This window comes from Aeoliella fuhlenseeensis (assembly GCF_052161615.1).
In the GTDB taxonomy this organism is placed as follows: Bacteria; Planctomycetota; Planctomycetia; order Pirellulales; family Lacipirellulaceae; genus Aeoliella.
The window spans coordinates 1,070,546-1,084,446 of record NZ_CP197417.1; the positions used below are offsets into that span (position 1 = coordinate 1,070,546).

The following is a 13,901-nucleotide window of genomic DNA, read 5'->3' on the forward strand; positions in this document are numbered from 1 at the left end:
AAACTACCTCAACTGCACCGGCCGGGGGGCAACTACCGCACGAATCTGCGACTCTAGGGTAGGATATACGGATTACACCGGTCATAGGTTCGCTCAGCCGCTCGACCCTCCGCCCAAGGGTGCCTATATTTGGGGTTAGCACTGCTTTCCCTTGGCTTGCTCGTGGCTGAGCAGCCTTTGTTTTACGCCACTTCCCCGCGACGAGCAGCGAGGCCAACCGTTGTTTATTGGGCCGGTTTTCACACGCGAGGCGACCACTGCGCCACGAGCTGCGCGGTTCTACGTCGTCCCCGCCGTGGCCGTTGGCACCCTGCTGGGCCTCCTCTGGACCTACTGGCAGATCGTCACCGGGAACCAGCCCTTCCAGACCGCGGGGACGTCTGCACGCTTCGGCTCCGAGGTCTTTCAACTGCTCGCTCCTCTGGAAATGGCCGTCGCCACGCTCATGGCCGCGGTGCTCACCGCCGCTGCCGTTGCGCAGGAGAAAGACCGCAAAACGCTTATTCTCCTGCTCCTCACCCGGCTAACCAATTGTGAACTCGTCCTCGGGCGATGGCTCGCCAGTTTGCTCGTGGTGTTGATGGTCGTCGCTGCCTCGGCTCCATTCTTCTTCATCATTGTTCTGCTCGGTGGTATTAGTTACGGACAAGTGGCCCGCGTCCTCGCGGTTACTGTGATGAGCGCGCTCGCGGCCGGCAGTCTTGGCTCGACGCTCGCCCTGTGGCGTGACAAAACGTTCCAAGCCATCGCCATGACCTTCCTGGTCCTCGTGCTGTGGCTCCTTGGTTGGGAAGCCGTTGCCGGCGGCGCACTCGGTCCCACTCCTTTTGGCATCGCCGCCGAAGCGCTCGCCACGGCGATGAGTCCCTGGCGAGCCGTGCTTGCCGCGGCCGAGTCCGACTTGTTTGCAACGGCTGCGGATCGCGCCACCATCTTTGGTGTGGAGCCTGTCACGGCGTTCCTCGTTGTCTCTGCTGCTTCGATCGTTCTGCTCAACGGCATTGCGATCGCGATGGTCCGCGTGTGGAATCCATCACGCGAGGCTCGCACCGAAGAACGCGAGGACGAATCCCGCGCCATCTGGAGTCAGCCCCACGCCGTTCCCGCCAAGAGCGATACCACGACGGATGAAGCTGCTCGAGCCGCTGCTCACCGTGCCCCCGGCAAACTTCGCGAGGTGTGGGACAATCCCATTCTCTGGCGCGAAGTCTGCACCTACGCCTACGGCAAGAAGATCCTGGTCATCCGTGCCGCGTACTTGGTCGTGGTGGCCCTTTCGGCCCTCGCACTTTATTCCTTGCTCGGCAGCGACGAGGGGCTCGCCCAGCTCGGTGCCACCATCCCCCCCGCTTCGCGAGCACTGGTGCCGCTGATGGCATTGAGCGTCGTGCTCGTCAACGCGCTCGCTGTGACTTCGCTCACCAGCGAACGCGATAGCCGTGCACTCGACCTCTTGCTCGTCACCGATCTGACTCCGTCCGAAATCGTCTTCGGCAAGCTCGGCGGCGTGCTTTACAACAGCAAGGAAATGCTGCTGTTGCCTTTGGTACTGTGCGGCTATGTCTGGTGGCAAGGATATGCTTCGACCGAAAGCCTCGTGTTTCTCATCATTGGCTACCTGGTGATGGTGTTGTTCGCCGCGGTGCTTGGTCTGCACTGCGGCATGACTTACCTCAATTCCCGCCAAGCCGCGGGCGTGAGCATGGGGACGCTGATTTACCTGTTCGTGGGCGTGCTGGTGTGCATGCGAATGATGGTCGCCGTGGGTGATAGTTTCATGTCGCAACTGCCGACGTTCCTCGGGTTCATCCTGGGTGGTGGGCTGGCTCTCTACGCCGTGCTCGGCTGGCGACTCGACTCGGCAGCGCTCAAGTGGGCGTGCATGCTGACGCCTTTCGCGACGTTCTTCGTGATCACCAGCTTCCTCGAACATCATTATGGTTCCGTGTTCCTCGTTACAGTGCTCGCGTATGGATTCGCGACCGCCGCGATGCTGGTCCCCGCGGTCTCCGAGTTCGACGTAGCCACCGGACGCACCGGCGAACGCGACGACTGACCGAGACCCTTCCGATGCCCCACGTCTTTGTGTACGGAACACTGCTAGTCCCCGAGATGATGCACGCGGTGACCGGCAAGCACTTCGAACTGACGCCCGCCACCGCTCATGGTTTCCACCGAGCGTACCTCGCAGGCCGCGTGTACCCCGGCATCGCAGCGAGCACAGAGCGCGATCAAGTTGAAGGAGCCATCTACCGCGACGTCGACCCCGAGTCGATCCGCCGCCTCGATTACTTCGAAGGCGACGAGTACGTCCGCGAATCGTTGCTCGTCACGCTCGCCGATGGCACCACACTCGCCGCCGACTCCTATGTTGTCCCCGCAGCCCAGCATCACTTGATGACCGATACCGCCTGGGACCTCGCGACGTTCCAAACCTCCGACCTCGCCGGCTTCCTCCAAGTCGCCCACGATTGCATGCGGACGTATCCGTCGGTTGCCGGATTCGCCAGAGTTCGGGGTCGCGAATAAAGTCCCATATTCGCGACTATTTCATTGACTGCGACATTACTCCTTTTGCTCCCTGGAGGAGTTTCGTTGCAAGTTGATTTGCTGCAACGCCTTGCGGAGCGAGCTGGCTGTTCGCCCCGAAGAGTAAAGTCGCAGGGGCAACCCGCAGGTGCGACATTACTCTCTCGTAGGCCGGATCAAGCTCCGCGCCGATCCGGCGCTTTACGCTATGCCCCCGCGCACAGCGCGATCCCCACGCCAAGCTCCCAGCCAGCCGTTTTTCTCTAGTTTTTCAGTTGCCAAAGAACACCCGTCCACCACTTCGGCGAACGTGATCATCAGAACATACCCGAGGCGCGCTTTCTAGGCCGTGTTGACATTCAGGCCAAGAGGATCATTGTGGCTGCCAGATGCAGCAACGCGAGGTAGTTTCGTGCTGTTTTGTCGTATCGAGTGGCAATGCGTCGGCATTGCTTCAGCTTGGCAAACAGTCGTTCGACTTGGTTGCGTTCTCGATACAGATGCTGGTCGTAAGCCCGCTGCACTTTGCGATTACTTCGCGAAGGGATGACGGCCGTCGCGCCTTGGCGCTCAATGGTCTCTCGTACTTGCTCGCTGTCATAACCCTTGTCGGCGATCACGTGTTCCGCCGTGAGTCCCTCCAAGAGCGGCACAGCTTGAGTAACATCGTGAGTCTGCCCGGGTGTCAGGAGGAGCTTTACGGGATTGCCGAGTCCATCGCAGACCGCATGGACCTTCGTTCCGAATCCACCACGCGATCGCCCAAGTTGCTGATCTCCCCTTTTTTTCGAGCCCCCGCCGCGTGAACGTGGGCCCGAATGATGGTGGCGTCCAGCATCACCCACTCCCAATCCGCCTCTTGAAGAGCGGCGAACACCTGCTGCCAGACCCCCTTCTTCGCCCAGCGGTTGAACCGTTGAAAGACGCTGTTCCACGGCCCAAAACGCTCTGGAAGATCACGCCACGGAGCGCCAGTACGAACGATCCACAGCACAGCATCTAGGAACAACCGGTTGTCCTCCGCACTACGCCCCGGACACCCCACCCGACCCGGCAACAGCTTCTCCACACGCTCCCACTGATCGTCCGTCAATTAAAAACGTCGCATCTAATCCTCCTCCATGAGGTAACGGTTACTCGCCTACTTTACCCGATCCACCTAGATGCAACATAGGTATGTCAACACGGCCTAGTCACTTTCTGGAAAAATGTGGAAATAATCGTACAACGGAATTCATTCCGTTTTTCCGTCATCCACGCCCCGCGGCCCCGTTGCGGTCTCGGCAACGCTCCGGCCTGTGGCGAGCCTGCTGCTCGACCGCTAGGTGGTTTTGGTACGTTTACCCAGGGTAGCCCCCGCGCTCGTGGAACTCGCGTGGGGACAACCCTGGGCTGACATCCGAAACCCCTTCGGGGTAGGTCGGTCGTCCCGGCCGACGAGGGACGGCCCGACCACGTTTGGAGGCGCGCGTGGTCAGGTCCAGTCCGAATCAGAACAGTGGTCCACATGGGGACGGACATCTCGGGTATAACATGTAAGTGAAAGGCTGTTGCTGGCGGAGCGAATGGCGCGCGTTTACAAACTCTTCTCGGGGCGGACGCAATGACGAATCATCGAGTTGCTATGCGGTGCGTGTGGCTGATCGTGCTGTTTGTCATTTCGGTGGGCTGTGGTCGACTTATCGACCAATCACTCCAGCAGAAGATGGGCTGGAAGGCGGAAGATTTCTTCGACGATCCCCAAGTGATCGCGCTCTGCGAAGCCATCGAAGCGGAGAATCTTGAAGAAATGGAGCGACTGATTAACGCGGGTGCCGATGTCAACGCCAAGGGTAAGGGGAACATGACGCCACTGCTGTGGGCATTTCCCGATAACAAGCCCGAGCGATTCGAAAAGTTGCTGGAGCATGGTGCCGATCCGAATGTCGTCGTAACCAGTGACTTCAACACGAAGATGTCGGGCATCGTTCCTGGAGATTCGGTGACGCACTTGGCCTGTCGAACCCACTTCCCGAAGTACTTCGATTTGGTGTTCGACCATGGGGGGGATCCGAACTTGGTTAATGAGGGGGACTTCGAAAACACTCCCCTCTTTGCTGTGATTACCGGACCTGCTGGTGACAAGATGGACAAGATAAAGCGACTAGCCGAGCTTGGAGCCAATCTGGATCTTCAGGTACGCGGAGCAACCGCTGCCATGCAGGCAACTACTTGGGGAGGGCAATACGATATCGCCTTGGCGCTGCTAGAGGCAGGGGCGGACCATCGCGTCTACCTGGAAAACAATAATTCGCGCCTTGTCCACACCGTCATCGCCGAAGAGCGAAGGCTATCCGTGATGACGCCCGAACAAAAAGCGAGCTACGTAAAGCTAATCCAGTGGCTAGAAGACCACGGCGAATCCTTCGATGAAGCTCGTGCGGATTTCAAACGCTGGGAATCCTGGGCAGGAGATCTTACCCAATATCGTACCAAGCTAAACCGTGAAATTGCTGAGCGCAAGCAACGGGTAGCGAGGGAGAAACGGCTGGCAGAGAAAGAAGCTGCGGCGAAAGGTGGACAGGAAATCGAAGAGCCGCGGGAGGGTAATAGTCAACGCGTGAGGGTCGTCCCTGGGTACACGAGCGATCGGCGTGGAGAACGTTCGGACGGCGCCAAACACTCCGGGCCCTGACGGGCACGGCTCGACGGGGGGGAAGGTGGGGAGTTTCTTGGGCGTTAGGTAACGGAATGAATTCCGTTGTACGGGGGTCACGTCCCCTCTCCCTCGACCCTCACCGGGTCGGGGGAGAGGGGACTTTTGGGGCTTGGTAGTCGGCGTGTGATTCACAATAATTGCCCCCATGCCAAAAGTTTACGATCAACACGATTTGCGATTTATCTACCCCGACAACTGGGTTGTTGAAGAGGACGAGCCGGGGACGGCGGATGTGGCGGTCACGGTGGCCAGTCCGCAGACGGGGTTTTGGTCGGTGATGCTGTATCGCGGCGAGCGGGAGATGGAGCCTTTGACCAAGGCGATACTCGACGCCATCAAGTCGGAATACGCGCAAGTGGAAGTCGACGAGATCGACGACGCGCAGGGGGTGGGGTACGACGTGAGTTTCTCGTACGTCGACCTCCTTAATACCGCTAGCATCCGCGCGTTTTACCATGCCGGCAATACTTACGTCGTGCTGTGCCAGGCCGAGGATCACGAGTTGCCGATGGCCGAGCAGGTGTTCGCGGCGATGACGATGAGCCTGACGCGGGAGCTTCCGGATCTCGAAGGTTTGTAGGAGTTACAAACCGAGTTTGGAGTGTTTTGCAAAGCTTACTGCTGGCACTCCGGGGAGCTAGCTTCGCGAATCGCCTGGAAAAGCGAGGGAAGTGAAAATCGCGAGTACTTCGGCGCGGTTTGGCACGGTCTGTGCATTAGTGTCGTGTCAGCCTCCAATGCCACGCATGGCCGGCCGTGGCCTCCAAACGCGGCCGGCCAGCGAGGGCATGCCTAGTACGACTGGCCTCCTGACTGGGACATCAGGGGGTCGCGGGATACACGGAGACTCTGGGAAACGGGATGTAGAAAAGTTCGCAAAACTTCGTTCGCAAAACCAACGCCGCTAGCCTCGCAGAAATCGCCACCAAAGTACGGTGGCCAATGCCCGCCACGGGAATCTGCAACACGCGGCACCGAAAGAACCCGGTTGGCATCCTCGCAGGGCCAACCGGGTTCTTTGCTTTTGGTAGTGAGAAGTGGGCAGGGGGCGGTGGGCAGTAAGAAACCCAGGCGAGCGGGGCCCGTTAGGGCCGTGGTGACTTTGGAGCTGATGACGCGCTCTGTGCCATCAGTGCTTTCAATGCTGAGCGTCGAACGCTGGGGGCTCGTGGGGCTCGTCCCCAGGCACCCGGGGCTTTTATTGAAAGTTGCCAGCTCTAGGTGATTTTCGCAAGCTGGAAGCTTACGCCACTAGGGGAACTCGTGTTGGCTTAGGTCTGTAAACCGAGTAATCTCCCGAGCCGGAATCTCCTGGCTAGTGGGTTCCCTTTGGAAGCACGCTGTGACGACCGTACCTATTCATATTCGCCGTAGCCATTTGTTTGGTTCGCTCGCCGACGACGAGGTGCATGACATCCTCGCTTCGTGTCGTCGCGTGACGCTTGCGAGTGGTCAGCATGCGGTTCGCCAGGGCGAGCCGGGTGAGAGTATGTTCGTGATCGTCAGCGGACGGGTGAGCATTAACGTCGACGAGCCCGATGGCGACGAGCGGGTGCTCAATCATCTTCGGCCCGGCGATCACTTTGGCGAGATGTCGCTGCTGGTGGGTGGATCGCGGTCGGCCAACGTCACGGCAGTGATGGACACCGAACTCTTAGAACTTACCCGCGCGGACTTCGAGCGGACGCTATCGCGCGTGCCGGGCTTTGCGGCCAACCTTTGTCGTTCGCTGGGGAGTTGGCTGCGCGGACAAATCAGTGGTGGCGAGCGGCAAGAGCGGATGCAAGTTGCCTTAGTGCGCGGCGGCGCGGCGGCACGCACGCTTGCGGCGCAGATGCTGGCGACCGTCGAAGGGCAGGGGGGATCGCTTGATGTACTGAGCGATCAATCGCTGCCCAACTGCAAGACAAATTGGCGGGTGGTTGCTGGTGATGCCCGATGCGAGCAGCAGTTGCTCGGTTACTTATCGAACGCGGCGAGCGCCAATCGGCGGACGCTGGTGGATGTGGATGGCGACCACGCGGCGATGTCGATGCTGATGCAGCACGAGCTGGTGCTGTGGGTGGTGGACAACGGGGACGACGTGGAGCGCGATCAGTCGCTAACGCGCCTAGCCAGGCTTCTCGACAAGGCCCCCGAAGAACTCGCCGAGCGGATTCAGATCGTCGAAGCGGTGCGCGACGCCGAGTTGTTGCCGGCGGCGTTGGAAATTCCCCGGGCCCTTGCGCGTCATTCGCTGCGTCTTGCGCCGATGCGGGTGCAGTACTATTGCGACGGGACGTTCCATCCTCGCGATCTCGCGCGGCTGGTTCGCACGTTGCGCGGAATTCAGATTGGCCTGGCGCTCGGTGGTGGCGGTGCGCGGGGCATTGCGCACCTGGGTGTGCTTGAAGTGCTGGAGCGCGAAGGGATTTACTTCGATCGCGTTGCCGGCACCAGCGCCGGAGCGATTGTCGCGACGGCGTACGCGGCGGGCATTCCGCTGCCGACGATTCGCGATGTGTTCTCCAAAGAACTGACTCCACCGCGAAGCATCGCGTGGTTGCCCAAGGCGTCGCAGTGGTACCTGCTGGGCGTTTATCGATTAGGGCTCGCGGAGCTGAAGTTCCGCCGGTACCTGAAGCGGTACTCGTTCGACCAATTGCTCATGCCAGCGCAAACAGTGACCGTTGATCTTATTAGTGGCGAGCACCGCTTGCGTGAATCGGGCGACGTCACTTCGGCGGTGCTGGAGAGCGTGAACCATCCCGTATTCGGCGCGCCGATTCTGCGCAATGGCGAGGCGCTGGTGGATGGTGGCGTGCTGATGAACGTGCCGGTTACCGCGCTGCGTCAGAAACAAGTCGACTACACACTGGCGATTGATGTCAGTAAGCAACTGTCGCGCGACTTCGCCGGCAACACGCCCGACACGCCAACCGCGAAGATGCGACGGCCGGGCTACTTGAGTACGTTGCTGCGTGTGACGGACGTCGAGCTGACGAATCTCGCGCGGCTGCATGGTGCGCAGTGCGACTTCTTGATCGCCCCCGAGACGGCGGGATTTCCGTTTGGCGATTTCTCGCGAGCCGCGGAATTGGTCGAAGTCGGTCGCCGAGCGGCCGAGGCCGAGCTGCCAAGATTGAAGGAATCGCTCGCTCGGGTGGAGAGCTGGGACCAAGGTTCCGCCGGTGGTGTGGTGGTTCGGCGGGTGGCGTAAAGTTGGCCGATTAGCCGCACGGCGCTAGCCGCGGTTGTTCCCTAAGAAACCGCGGCTAGCGCCGTGCGGCTAAGAGCAGTGGCCGAAACGGGCGGTTTTCTGCGGGTTTCCGCCCAGCTGGCGCGGCTTCCTCATAAAGTCTTCATATTTTCTTCACACTCGTCGCCTACTATTTGGACTCCTGAGCGACCTTTTGCCGCCAAGCGGTGGGGGGAGTTCCCCGAAGGTTTGGGGTCGCTCTGCATTCCTTTCGCCGAGTAGGTCTCGATGTACCGCAACCTTCCCAGTTTCGCACTCGCTATTGGACTGTTGGCCGCTGCTACCGGATGCACGAAGAGCTCCATCGATGTCCGCGTCGATGGCTCGAGCACCGTTTATCCGATCACCGAAGCGGTGGCGGTACAGATTCGTCGCGAGCAGCCTGGCATCCGCGTGACGGTGGCCAAGAGTGGCACCGGTGGCGGCATGAAGAAGTTCGGCAAGGGCGAGATCGACATCTGCGACGCGTCGCGCGAGATGAAGGAAGAAGAAGCTGCCGCGTGCGAGAAGGCTGGCATTCGATACGACCATTTCACGGTGGCCTACGATGGCATCGCAGTGTGCGTGCATCCTGAGAATGACTGGTGCACCAGTCTCACCGTCGATCAGCTCAAGCAGTTGTATTCGCTCGATAGCCCCATCAAGACGTGGAAGGATTTGAACGAAGCCTGGCCTGCCGAGGAGATCAAGCTGTTTGGCCCCGGTGCCGACTCGGGGACGTTCGATACGTTCAAAGAGCAAGTGCTGGGCAAGGACGCAAAGGTCCGTACTGGTTACACGCAGAGCGAAGAAGACAACGTGCTGGTGAACGGCGTCAAGCAAGACAAGTACGCCCTGGGTTACTTTGGTTATGCCTACTACGCCGAAAACACCGCGGCGCTAAAGGTGCTGGCGATTGATCCGGGCGACGGAAAGCCGGTCGCCCCCAGCATTGAGAGCATCCGCGATAAGACTTACACCCCGCTTTCTCGTCCGCTGATGCTGTACGTGAACCTCGAGTCGTTCGATCGCCCCAAGGTGGCGGAGTTCGTGAAGTTCTATCTCGACAACGCCAACGAGATGGCGGCCAAGGTGAAGTACGTGCCGGTGGCGGAAGAGATTGGCGTCGAGAACGCGGAGAAGTTTGAGAAGCTGAAGTCCGCAGCGAAGCCCTCGGCGGACGAGGTTTAAGCGATTGTCCATTCCCCGAACTCTTGCGAGTCCGGCTACGGTACTAATTAAAGATTTATGAGCACTGTTTCCACCACCAACGAGACTTCCGCGCCCGGCATCGATGCCGAGACGTCGGCACGCCTATGGCGGACGCGGAGCGAAGCGGTGATTCGGACGCTGCTTTTGATCTGCGCGGGCGTTTCGGTCGCGACCACGGTGGGCATCGTGGTGCTGCTGTTGTTTGAGTCGCTGCCGTTCTTTGCCGAAGTATCGGTAGTTGAGTTTCTTACCGGTACGAAGTGGGCTCCCACGAATGAACAGTTCGGTATTTTGCCACTTTTCTGCGGCACGATGCTGGTGACCGTCGGGGCGATGATGGTCGCGTTGCCACTGGGGCTTGGGTGTGCGATTTACTTGGCCGAGTACGCGACGCCATGGGTACGCGAAACGGTGAAGCCCGCGCTTGAGGTGCTTGCCGGTATACCTTCGGTCGTGTTTGGATACTTGGCGATCGTCGCGATCTCGCCGTTCATCAAGTCGTGGATTCCTAGTGCCGATCCTGCCAACGCCGCCGCCGCTGCGATTGTGGTGGGCTTCATGATATTGCCGACCATCATTTCGCTGTCCGAAGACGTGCTGCGCTCGGTGCCGCGGAGCCTCCGCGAGGGTGCCTACGCCCTCGGGGCGACCAAGTACGATGTCACGGTGAAGGTAGTGATTCCTGCCGCGCTGTCAGGCATCGTGGCTTCGTTCCTCTTGGCCGTGTCGCGGGCGATTGGCGAGACGATGGCCGTGACGCTAGCGGCGGGTGGGACGCCGCGGATGACGCTCAACATGTTTGAAAGCGTGCAGACGATGACCGCTTACATCGTCGAGAAGTCGGGGGGTGAGAATTCCTATGGCACCATTGAGTACCGCACCATCTTTGCGGTGGCTCTGGCTCTGTTCGTGTCGACGATGGTGCTGAACATCGTCGCGCAGTGGATTTTGGCTCGGATGCGGGAGAAGTACGAATGAATCTCACCGCAACCGAACAAGAGGCGATGGTGCGTTATCGCCGACGGAAACGCTTGGTTTCGAAGGTGTTCAGCGCGCTCTGCTTGGCGGCGACAATTAGCTGCGTGCTAGTGCTTGTGCTACTGCTGGTCAGCGTGGCGTCGCGTGGGTTTAAGTACCTGAACTGGAACTTCATCACGGGCTTGATCTCGCCCGATCCGCACGACGCCGGTGTGTGGGTCTATTTGGTTGGTAGCGTGTGGTTGATCGGGCTTACCACTTTGTTCTCGGTGCCCGTGGGTGTCGGAGCGGCGATTTATCTCGAAGAGTACGCGGCCGACACGCGTTGGAAGCGACTCGTGCAACTCAATATCGCGAACCTCGCCGGCGTGCCCTCGATTGTGTACGGCCTGTTGGGACTAGGCATCTTCGTGTGGGCACTCGACTTCGGCCACAGCGTACTTTCGGGGGCGTTGACTCTGTCGCTGGTGGTGCTGCCGATCGTGATTCTCTCGGCGCAGGAAGCCCTTCGCGCGGTGCCCGGGACGATTCGACAGGCGTCGTTCGCTCTGGGGGCGACCCGTTGGCAAACCATCTGGCGACAAGTGCTTCCCGCCGCCACGCCCGGCATCATGACCGGCGTGATCCTGGCGATTGCCCGCGCGCTCGGTGAAGCGGCTCCCCTGGTGGCCATGGGTGCCATGCAGTACATCGACTACGCCCCGCAGAGTGTGTGGGACCCGTTTACCGCACTACCGCTCGCTATTTTCGAGTGGGCGGGGCGTCCTCAGCAAGAGTTTCACGACCTGTCGGCGACGGCGATTTTGCTGCTGCTGATGGTGCTGGTGACGATGAATATGGGGGCCGCGTACGTCCGTTATCGATTTGGCAAGGCAATCCGATGGTAAGGACCTTTTGGGGTCGATGCCAGCAAGCGATGCGAGCGATAGAATGACCATGAGCAGAACCGCAACAACTCGCCCCGGGAGTTCCTCGGCCGTGGAAGATTCGCCCCTTGCCATCCGCCGTCCATCGGCCACCGTCAAGCCCGCTCGCACACCGAGCGAGGTTGCCGACAAGAAGAGCAAGTTCACTGCGAGTAACGTGAACTTCTGGTATGGCTCGCATCACGCGCTGCACAACATCACGCTCGACATCCCCGAGCACTGCGTCACCGCGCTCATCGGTCCCTCGGGCTGCGGCAAGAGTACGTTCCTGCGTTGTTTGAATCGCATGAACGACATGATTGAGCACACCCGAGTCGAGGGGGACATTCTGCTCGACGGGCAAGAGATTCGCGGCCCGCGAGTCGATGTGGTCGAGCTTCGCAAGCGTGTCGGCATGGTATTTCAGAAGTCGAACCCGTTCCCGAAGTCGATTTTTGAGAACATCGCCTACGGCCCGCGCGTGTCGGGCATGCGGTCGCGGGCCAGGCTCGAAGAGATCGTCGAGAAGTCGCTCCGCCAGTCGGCGCTATGGGAAGAGGTAAAGGACCGCCTGAACGACTCGGCGCTCGCGCTCTCCGGTGGTCAGCAGCAGCGGCTTTGTATCGCCCGCGCGCTGGCGACCGACCCCGACGTGCTGCTGATGGACGAACCGGCTTCGGCGCTCGACCCCACCAGCACGCTCCGCATCGAAGATTTGATCTTCGAACTGAAAGACACCTACACCATTGCCATTGTCACGCACAACATGCAACAGGCGGCACGGGTGTCGGATCGCACCGCGTTTTTCTACGAAGGCCGGCTCGTGGAGTCGGGCCCGACGAACGAGGTGTTCACCAATCCCACCAAGCAGGAAACCGAAGACTACATCACGGGCCGTTTTGGTTGATGCCGCCTGGTTTTCTTTATTCGCTGGTAGTTTGAATATGAGCAAGCATTTAGAGCGTGATCTGCAGAACCTGGAGCGGCAGTTGCTCACCCAGGCGTCGGTGGTCGAAGGAATGATCCGCACCGCCAGCCGCGCGCTTTGTCAGCGCCAAGCCGACCTGGTGTGGGAAGTGATCAAGCAGGAACAGCAGGTCAACGCTCGCGAGGTGCTGATCGAAGAAGAGTGCCTGAAGATTCTGGCGCTCCACCAACCGGTGGCCATCGACCTTCGTCGCACCGCCGCGGTGCTGAAGATCAATGGCGACTTAGAGCGTATTGCGGACCTCGCCGTGAACCTGGGCGAACGCGTCCGGTCACTGGCCGAACAACCAGAGATCCATCTTTCGGATAACCTCGAGAAGATGGCGACGATCACCGTCGAGATGGTCCGCGGGGCCCTCGATGCGTTTGTTGAGTTCGATGCCGATGCGGCCGAGAAGGTTTGCCGGCGGGACAACGAGGTCGACGACCTCAACTTGAAATTAATTGATGAATTGCACGAGGTCATGCGGACGCGCAGCGATCTGGTCGAAGCGGCGCTCTATTTCTTCTCTGCCACCAGGCACATCGAGCGCATTGCGGACCATGCTACCAACATTGCCGAAGACGTTATCTATCTGGTGGAGGGCGAGATTGCTCGTCACCGCCATGAAGAAATTCGGCAGGATAAGTCGGCACGATGAGAGCGCTAAAGAGACATGGCTAAACCACTAGTGTTGATTGTCGAGGACGATCGGTCGTTGGCCGACGTACTGGATTACAACCTGCGTCAGGATGGTTACGACACCTTGGTAGCTCGCGATGGGCAAGATGGCCTTTCGCAAGCACGACTTCGCGGCCCGCAATTGATCGTGCTCGATCTGATGCTGCCGCTCGTAGATGGACTTGAGATATGCCGTCGGCTGCGGAGCGATCCGGCGACCCGCGAGATGGTCATCCTGATGCTCACCGCCAAGGCAGAAGAAACCGATCAGGTCGCTGGCTTCAGCGTCGGCGCGGACGATTACGTTACCAAACCGTTCAGCGTCAAAGTGCTGCTCGAACGCATTCGAGCGCTCTTGCGTCGTCGTCAAGGCAACGCCATGAACGGCGACACCTTGGTGAGCCAGGGCATTATGGTCGATCGCCAGCGGCATCGCGTCACGGCAGGCGAGCAACTGCTCGACCTGACGCCCAGCGAGTTCAGCTTGCTAGAGTCGCTGATCCGCCATCCCGGTCGAGTGTTCAGTCGCGCGGAGCTCATTGACTCGGCACTCGGTGGCGATTCGCTGGTGCTGGAGCGGACGATCGACGTCCACGTCCGCGCGCTGCGGAAGAAACTCGAACGGCATGCCGACTTGATCGAAACGGTCCGCGGCGTTGGCTACCGCTTTCGCGATCCTGCGTCGAGCTTCAGCATGGCGTAGAGTCTGCGCGA

Annotated in this window: 12 protein-coding genes; 11 read left to right on the forward strand and 1 reads right to left on the reverse strand. The window is 60.0% G+C overall.

From position 1 onward, the window contains the following. The first annotated feature begins 151 nt into the window (after window positions 1-151). Both SH292x_RS04290 and SH292x_RS04295 read left to right on the forward strand, forming a co-directional pair. Window positions 152-2,056 carry an ABC transporter permease subunit gene (locus tag SH292x_RS04290; protein WP_442484347.1) on the forward strand — a complete coding sequence of 635 codons (1,905 nt, stop codon included), beginning with the start codon at window positions 152-154 and terminating at the stop codon, window positions 2,054-2,056. Window positions 2,057-2,070: 14 nt separating this feature from the next. Then, on the forward strand, window positions 2,071-2,529 hold the full coding sequence (locus SH292x_RS04295; RefSeq protein WP_442484348.1) for a gamma-glutamylcyclotransferase family protein: 459 nt from the start codon (window positions 2,071-2,073) through the stop codon (window positions 2,527-2,529). A gap of 359 nt (window positions 2,530-2,888) precedes the next feature. On the opposite strand, the gene SH292x_RS04300 is transcribed toward SH292x_RS04295, so the two are convergent. Continuing rightward, window positions 2,889-3,622 (reverse strand): IS5 family transposase gene (locus tag SH292x_RS04300; RefSeq protein ID WP_442483781.1). Its coding sequence is split into 2 segments (ribosomal slippage): window positions 2,889-3,304 and window positions 3,304-3,622, totalling 735 coding nucleotides; the frame shifts between segments, so codons are not numbered across the junction. A gap of 540 nt (window positions 3,623-4,162) precedes the next feature. Here SH292x_RS04300 and SH292x_RS04305 point away from each other — a divergent pair. The 9 genes from SH292x_RS04305 to SH292x_RS04345 all read left to right on the forward strand — a co-directional run bounded on the left by SH292x_RS04305 (window position 4,163) and on the right by SH292x_RS04345 (window position 13,890). After that, window positions 4,163-5,203 carry an ankyrin repeat domain-containing protein gene (locus tag SH292x_RS04305; RefSeq protein ID WP_442484349.1) on the forward strand — a complete coding sequence of 347 codons (1,041 nt, stop codon included), beginning with the start codon at window positions 4,163-4,165 and terminating at the stop codon, window positions 5,201-5,203. A gap of 169 nt (window positions 5,204-5,372) precedes the next feature. Further along, window positions 5,373-5,807 carry a hypothetical protein gene (locus SH292x_RS04310; protein ID WP_442484350.1) on the forward strand — a complete coding sequence of 145 codons (435 nt, stop codon included), beginning with the start codon at window positions 5,373-5,375 and terminating at the stop codon, window positions 5,805-5,807. Between the two features lie 762 nt (window positions 5,808-6,569). After that, a complete protein-coding gene (locus tag SH292x_RS04315) occupies window positions 6,570-8,426 on the forward strand; it encodes a patatin-like phospholipase family protein (RefSeq protein WP_442484351.1) in 1,857 nt (618 codons plus the stop codon). A gap of 267 nt (window positions 8,427-8,693) precedes the next feature. Continuing rightward, a complete protein-coding gene (locus SH292x_RS04320; protein WP_442484352.1) occupies window positions 8,694-9,635 on the forward strand; it encodes a PstS family phosphate ABC transporter substrate-binding protein in 942 nt (313 codons plus the stop codon). Window positions 9,636-9,692: 57 nt separating this feature from the next. Continuing rightward, complete coding sequence (pstC, locus tag SH292x_RS04325; RefSeq protein WP_442484353.1) at window positions 9,693-10,634, forward strand: phosphate ABC transporter permease subunit PstC; 942 nt, start codon at window positions 9,693-9,695, stop codon at window positions 10,632-10,634. Beyond that, window positions 10,631-11,521 (forward strand): phosphate ABC transporter permease PstA, encoded by an 891-nt coding sequence (pstA, locus tag SH292x_RS04330; RefSeq protein ID WP_442484354.1) that lies wholly within the window; start codon window positions 10,631-10,633, stop codon window positions 11,519-11,521. Before pstC ends, pstA begins: the two co-directional genes overlap by 4 nt. 49 nt (window positions 11,522-11,570) lie before the next feature. After that, a complete protein-coding gene (gene pstB, locus SH292x_RS04335) occupies window positions 11,571-12,446 on the forward strand; it encodes a phosphate ABC transporter ATP-binding protein PstB (protein ID WP_442484355.1) in 876 nt (291 codons plus the stop codon). Between the two features lie 37 nt (window positions 12,447-12,483). Further along, window positions 12,484-13,167 carry a phosphate signaling complex protein PhoU gene (phoU, locus tag SH292x_RS04340; protein WP_442484356.1) on the forward strand — a complete coding sequence of 228 codons (684 nt, stop codon included), beginning with the start codon at window positions 12,484-12,486 and terminating at the stop codon, window positions 13,165-13,167. Window positions 13,168-13,182: 15 nt separating this feature from the next. Next, window positions 13,183-13,890 carry a response regulator gene (locus tag SH292x_RS04345; RefSeq protein ID WP_442484357.1) on the forward strand — a complete coding sequence of 236 codons (708 nt, stop codon included), beginning with the start codon at window positions 13,183-13,185 and terminating at the stop codon, window positions 13,888-13,890. Window positions 13,891-13,901: the final 11 nt, after the last annotated feature.

Coding starts and splice junctions, on each gene's coding strand:
- pstB (WP_442484355.1), top strand. CDS start 11,571: ATGAGCAGAACCGCAACAACTCGCCCCGGGAGTTCCTCGGCCGTGGAA.
- SH292x_RS04320 (WP_442484352.1), top strand. CDS start 8,694: ATGTACCGCAACCTTCCCAGTTTCGCACTCGCTATTGGACTGTTGGCC.
- pstA (WP_442484354.1), top strand. CDS start 10,631: ATGAATCTCACCGCAACCGAACAAGAGGCGATGGTGCGTTATCGCCGA.
- SH292x_RS04310 (WP_442484350.1), top strand. CDS start 5,373: ATGCCAAAAGTTTACGATCAACACGATTTGCGATTTATCTACCCCGAC.
- SH292x_RS04345 (WP_442484357.1), top strand. CDS start 13,183: ATGGCTAAACCACTAGTGTTGATTGTCGAGGACGATCGGTCGTTGGCC.
- SH292x_RS04295 (WP_442484348.1), top strand. CDS start 2,071: ATGCCCCACGTCTTTGTGTACGGAACACTGCTAGTCCCCGAGATGATG.
- phoU (WP_442484356.1), top strand. CDS start 12,484: ATGAGCAAGCATTTAGAGCGTGATCTGCAGAACCTGGAGCGGCAGTTG.
- pstC (WP_442484353.1), top strand. CDS start 9,693: ATGAGCACTGTTTCCACCACCAACGAGACTTCCGCGCCCGGCATCGAT.